This is a genomic window from Corynebacterium striatum ATCC 6940 (assembly GCF_000159135.1).
Classification (GTDB): Bacteria; Actinomycetota; Actinomycetes; order Mycobacteriales; family Mycobacteriaceae; genus Corynebacterium; species Corynebacterium striatum.
In genome coordinates, this window is sequence record NZ_GG667522.1 from 57151 (window position 1) to 62450 (window position 5300).

Below are 5300 nucleotides of genomic sequence, written 5' to 3' on the forward strand. Positions count from 1 at the left end.
ATCGCCATAGTCATAAGACAAGACCTTGAAACGCGAATTGTGGATGTGGAAGTTGTGCGGCCAATCGCTATTTTCGTTGGTCACAGTCCATACCTCAGGCTTGTCTTCCTCGATCACGGTGTCCACGCGGGCCATGTCCATGGTCTCACCGTTAATCATGAAGGTATTGAGCACGAACTCGCGCTCAGTCAGCCCCTCGGCAGACGGGACGTCGGCAGCCGCGGGGTCCAAGGTTTGCGGCAGAGCTGGCGCTGCAGGCGCATCCTCCCCCGGCGCGGTGATATGCAGGATGTCAAAGCTGTCCTTGAAGCCAAAGTCCGCAGAGTACTCATCTTCGGGGATGCTGAAGTTGTCCTTGCGCGGCACCGACTGCAACACCACGTCCTTGCCGGGCTCCAAGTCCACGAGGACCTCGATGCGCTCGCCTGGTCCGATGAGCAGCTCGTCGACCTCGACGGGGGCGTCGAGAAGCCCGGAGTCAGTAGCGATGACGTTAAACGGCGTCCCATTATCCAGGGCCAGCGTGTAGAAACGCATCGAAGCGCCGTTGAGCAAGCGCAGACGAACCCGGCGCGTGGTCGCGGCGAAAGAAGCATTCGTGATGCCGTTAACCACAGGGGTAGTGCCCAGGAGACCGAGCGTGCCGTCAACCTGGTGATCGAGCTGGCCGTCCTCAGTGAACTTCGCATCCATAATGACCACCGGAATGTCATCCACGCCGTACTCAGAAGGAATGTCGAGCTTATCCGATACGTCGTCGTCCAAGATAAACATGCCAGCAAGTCCGCGGTAGGCATGGGTTGCCGTGGCCATATGCGGGTGCGGGTGGTACCAAACGGTAGCCGCTGGCTGCACGATCTCCCACTGTGGCTTCCAGGTCTTGCCTACCTCAATCGGCGAGTGTGGTCCACCATCGGAATAGGCCGGAAGCTTCATTCCGTGCCAGTGCACTGTGGTCATTTCCACCAGGTTGTTGGTGATTTCCGCGCGAACCTTGTCGCCCTTGTGGGCGCGCAGCGTCGGGCCGAGGAACGGGCCGTTAAAGCCCCAGGTGCGGGTGTTCTTGTTGCCCGGAATGACCTCGGAGTGTCCGTCTTGGGCGGTGAGCTTGAATACTCGGGTATCGCCTTCCATCTCACCTTTCAATACCGGCGGGATAGGAAGCGGGCGCGGTTCGGAGTCGTAACCCACCGGCGCAGGCTGATCCTTATTCGAAGAACAAGCTGCAAGCGCAGACCCCGCGACCACTGCCGTAGTAACGAGCAGTCCGCCTTTGAAAAACACTCGACGCGAAAAAGCCATGTACCCCAGATTATTAAAATAGCGACGCCACCGCGCCGGATTAGGCTAAAGCGGTCCTGAATCACATACGCTTTAGACCATGTCAATCCCAGACAATGAAACTCGTCCTGCCCGTCTTTTCGCGTGGTCCAATGCGCTGCAAGGAATCGGCGACCAACTGGTGTCCGGCAAGACGGTTCTCCCCTGGCTTTTCGCCCAGGTCGGAGTCCCTCACTTCTTCACCGCGCTCCTCGTCCCTATCCGCGAGTCTGGATCGATGCTGCCGCAGGCCGCACTCAGCCCCTGGGTAACCTCCCGGCCAGCGCGCAAGAAGCTGTGGGTGTGGGGCTCGCTCATCCAGGGCTGCTGTGCCGTCGTCGTTGCCGTCGCTGCAGCACTGTTCCACGGCTGGCTTCTCGGTGTTGTCACCATTGCCGCATTGGCGGTGCTTTCCGTCTTTCGCGCTTTATGTTCGCTCACCGGCAAGGACGTTCAGGGACGCACCATCTCAAAGGGCAGCCGCGGTGAGGTCACCGGACTTGCTGCCCAAGCCACGGGCGCGGTGACGCTGCTTATCGGTTTGGTGCTCGCGGCCCTCGGCCAACTTCCACCGCTCGGGCTAGCCGCGGTCCTGGGATGCGGCGCGGCCAGCTGGTTCATCGCCGCGGCGGTCTTCCACGCCATCGATGAGCCGGTTCCAGACAATGCCCAAGACCCCAGCAAGTCGCATTGGTGGCGCGACACGTGGGGACTCTATACCGAGGATGCGGATTTCCGCCGCTTCGTCAACGTGCGTGCGCTTCTCCTCGTGACGGCATTGTCCACGACGTTCATTGTCACGCTGTCTCACCAAGCCGGCACTACTGCGTTCAGCGGTCTAGGTGGGTTCGTGCTCGCTTCCAGCCTGGCCAGCCTGGTCGGCGGCAAGATTTCCGGCATCTGGTCCGATCGCTCTTCCCGGCTGGTCATGGCATGGGCCTCTGCCGCCGCATCATTGACGTTGCTGGCAGTCGTTGCCTGCGCGCAGTGGGCCCCTCACTGGGTAACTGCGTGGGCGCTGCCGTTGGGATTCTTCCTTGTCAATCTGGCACACACGGCAATTCGCGTGGCCCGCAAGACCTACATCGTGGACATGGCTGGCGGTGACAAGCGCACCTTTTATGTGGGCGCCGCTAACACCATGATGGGCGCCATCTTGCTCATGGTGGGCGGAATCTCGGCGGTGATTTCACTGGCCGGCCCAACTGCCGCGTTGCTCTTCCTCGCGGCGTTGGGTTTTGTAGGTGCCTGGCGAGCCCGCATGTTGCGTGAGGTCTCGGAATAAAAGACGGCATTCCTGCCGTCGCTTGCTCCCAGTGCGCACCCCGGCGTTAAGATGTGAGGCAATACTCCCCTAAGACCCAACCACAGGAGAACGAAGAAACTCGTGGCAGATACAACTGACTGCGCCATTGTTGTTTTAGCGGCAGGCGCTGGCACCCGCATGAAGTCCGCCAAGCAAAAGACACTGCACGAAATCGGAGGGCGCCCACTCATCGGCCACGCATTACACGCTGCAGCTGGTCTTAAACCCAAGCACCTCGTTGCTGTGGTCGGTCACCAGCGCGACCAGGTCTCCCCTGCCGTCGAGGCTATTGCTGCAGAGCTCGGCCGCGAGGTCGCACAGGCTGTTCAGGAGGAGCAGAACGGCACAGGCCACGCGGTACAGTGCGGCCTTGCCCCACTCCCCGACTTCACCGGCACCGTCATCGTCACCAACGGCGACGTTCCGCTGCTGCGTCCGGAAACCATCCGCGGGCTTTACGACGCCCACGTGGCCGCCGGTAACGCAGTCACCGTTCTGTCGATGCAGCTGGATGACCCAACCGGTTACGGCCGCATCGTGCGTGACACGGACGGTTCCGTCAAGGCCATCGTCGAGCAAAAGGACGCTGCGCCCGAGCAACTGAGCATCGATGAGGTCAACTCCGGGGTTTTCGCTTTCGACGGCGCTATTTTGCGCGACGCCCTGACCAAGCTGGATTCCAACAACGCCCAGGGCGAGCTCTACATCACCGATGTTCTGGAAATCGCCCGCACCGCCGGTCACAACGTCGGCGCGCACATTGCTGCCGACGCCGGCGAGCTGGCAGGCGTCAATGACCGCGTCCAGCTCGCCGCTGCTGGCCGCGAGCTCAACCGCCGCACCGTGGAAGCCGCAATGCGCGGTGGCGCCACCATCGTGGATCCGGAAACCACCTGGATCGGCGTGGACGTCACCATCGGCTCCGACGTTCTCATCCATCCGGGCACCCAATTGTGGGGAAAGACTTCCATCGCGGACAACGCCGAGATCGGCCCTGACACCACCCTGACCGACATGACCATCGGTGAGGGCGCCAAGGTCATCCGCACCCACGGTTCCGAGTCTGTGATTGGCGCTAACGCCAATGTCGGCCCGTTTACCTTCATCCGCCCGAAGACCGAGGTCGGTGAAAACGGCAAGCTCGGCGGCTTCGTCGAGGCAAAGAATGCCCAGATTGGACGCGGTTCCAAGGTTCCGCACTTGACCTACATCGGCGACGCCACCGTTGGCGAGGAGTCCAACATCGGCGCTTCCTCCGTATTCGTCAACTACGACGGTGTTAACAAGCATCACACCGTAATCGGCAGCCACGTGCGCACCGGATCTGACACGATGTTTATCGCACCAGTCAATGTCGGTGATGGCGCGTACTCGGGTGCGGGTACAGTTATCAAGGAAGATGTTCCTCCGGGAGCACTCGTGGTCTCCGGTGGCAAGCAGCGCAACATCGAAGGCTGGGTTCAAAAGAAGCGTCCGGGAACTCCGGCAGCTGAGGCTGCCGCCCGCGCACAGGACAACAACAAGTAAGGGGAATTACCGCCCATGACAGGCAAGGTAACCGGCAGCAGCAAGAACATGAAGCTCTTTTCTGGGCGTGCACACCCAGAACTGGCTGAGGCTGTGGCCAAGGAACTGAAGACGGACCTCGTTCCAACCACTGCTCGCGACTTCGCTAACGGTGAAATCTTCATCCGCTTCGAGGAATCCGTGCGTGGTGCAGACTGCTTCGTGATGCAGTCCCACACCCAGCCGCTGAACAAGTGGCTGGTGGAGCAGCTCATCATGATCGATGCGCTCAAGCGTGGTTCCGCAAAGCGCATCACCGCCATCCTGCCGTTCTACCCATACGCACGCCAGGATAAGAAGCACCGTGGCCGCGAGCCGATTTCCGCTCGCCTCGTTGCTGACCTGCTGCAGGCTGCTGGCGCGGACCGCATCGTTTCCGTGGATCTGCACACCGACCAGATTCAGGGCTTCTTCGACGGCCCCGTTGATCACATGCACGCAATGCCGATCCTCGTGGACTACATCAAGTCCAAGTACTCCCTGGATAACCTCGCTGTGGTTTCCCCGGATGCTGGCCGCGTCAAGGTGGCTGAGAAGTGGGCACATGAGCTTGGCGACGCCCCACTGTCCTTCGTTCACAAGACCCGTTCCACTGAGGTTGCTAACGAGACCGTATCTAACCGCGTTGTCGGCGAGGTCGAGGGCAAGGACTGCATCCTGCTCGACGACATGATCGATACCGGCGGAACCATCGCCGGCGCTGTCCGCGTCCTGAAGGAAGCTGGCGCGAAGTCCGTCGTTATCGCTTGTACCCACGGCGTCTTCTCCAACCCGGCTCGCGAGCGTCTGTCCGAGTGTGGTGCTGAGGAAGTCATCACCACTGACACCCTTCCGCAGTCCACTGAGGGCTGGTCCAACCTGACTGTTCTTTCGATTGCTCCGTTGCTGGCTCGTACCATCAACGAGATCTTCGAAAACGGCTCCGTAACCACGCTCTTCGAGTCGAACTAAGCGCTTAATAAGCAGCACGTAAAAGGACCGTCCAGCACACAGCTGGGCGGTCTTTCCATTCCCCCCCAAACAGAAATAGATGACCTTGACCGATAATCTCTCAGAGGCCTTCTGCGAAGTGCGCGCGGTTTTGGAGCCTTTGCGCAACGACGCCGCG

Annotated in this window: 4 protein-coding genes; 3 read left to right on the forward strand and 1 reads right to left on the reverse strand. The window is 60.6% G+C overall.

Going from position 1 to position 5300, the window contains the following annotated elements:
* Positions 1–1302, reverse strand: a 1302-nt coding sequence (locus HMPREF0308_RS06795) for a multicopper oxidase family protein (protein ID WP_050765425.1), incomplete at its 3' end; no start/stop codon positions are given.
* A gap of 79 nt (positions 1303–1381) precedes the next feature.
* On the opposite strand from HMPREF0308_RS06795, the gene HMPREF0308_RS06800 reads away from it, so the two are divergent.
* The 3 genes from HMPREF0308_RS06800 (at position 1382) to HMPREF0308_RS06810 (ending at position 5143) form a co-directional block, all read left to right on the forward strand.
* Complete coding sequence (locus HMPREF0308_RS06800; RefSeq protein ID WP_005530016.1) at positions 1382–2605, forward strand: MFS transporter; 1224 nt, start codon at positions 1382–1384, stop codon at positions 2603–2605.
* A gap of 102 nt (positions 2606–2707) precedes the next feature.
* A complete protein-coding gene (gene glmU, locus HMPREF0308_RS06805; RefSeq protein WP_034657179.1) occupies positions 2708–4153 on the forward strand; it encodes a bifunctional UDP-N-acetylglucosamine diphosphorylase/glucosamine-1-phosphate N-acetyltransferase GlmU in 1446 nt (481 codons plus the stop codon).
* Positions 4154–4168: 15 nt separating this feature from the next.
* The gene (locus HMPREF0308_RS06810; RefSeq protein ID WP_005530021.1) at positions 4169–5143 is read left to right on the forward strand and encodes a ribose-phosphate diphosphokinase; all 975 of its coding nucleotides are present in this window, start codon (positions 4169–4171) and stop codon (positions 5141–5143) included.
* Positions 5144–5300 lie beyond the last annotated feature (157 nt).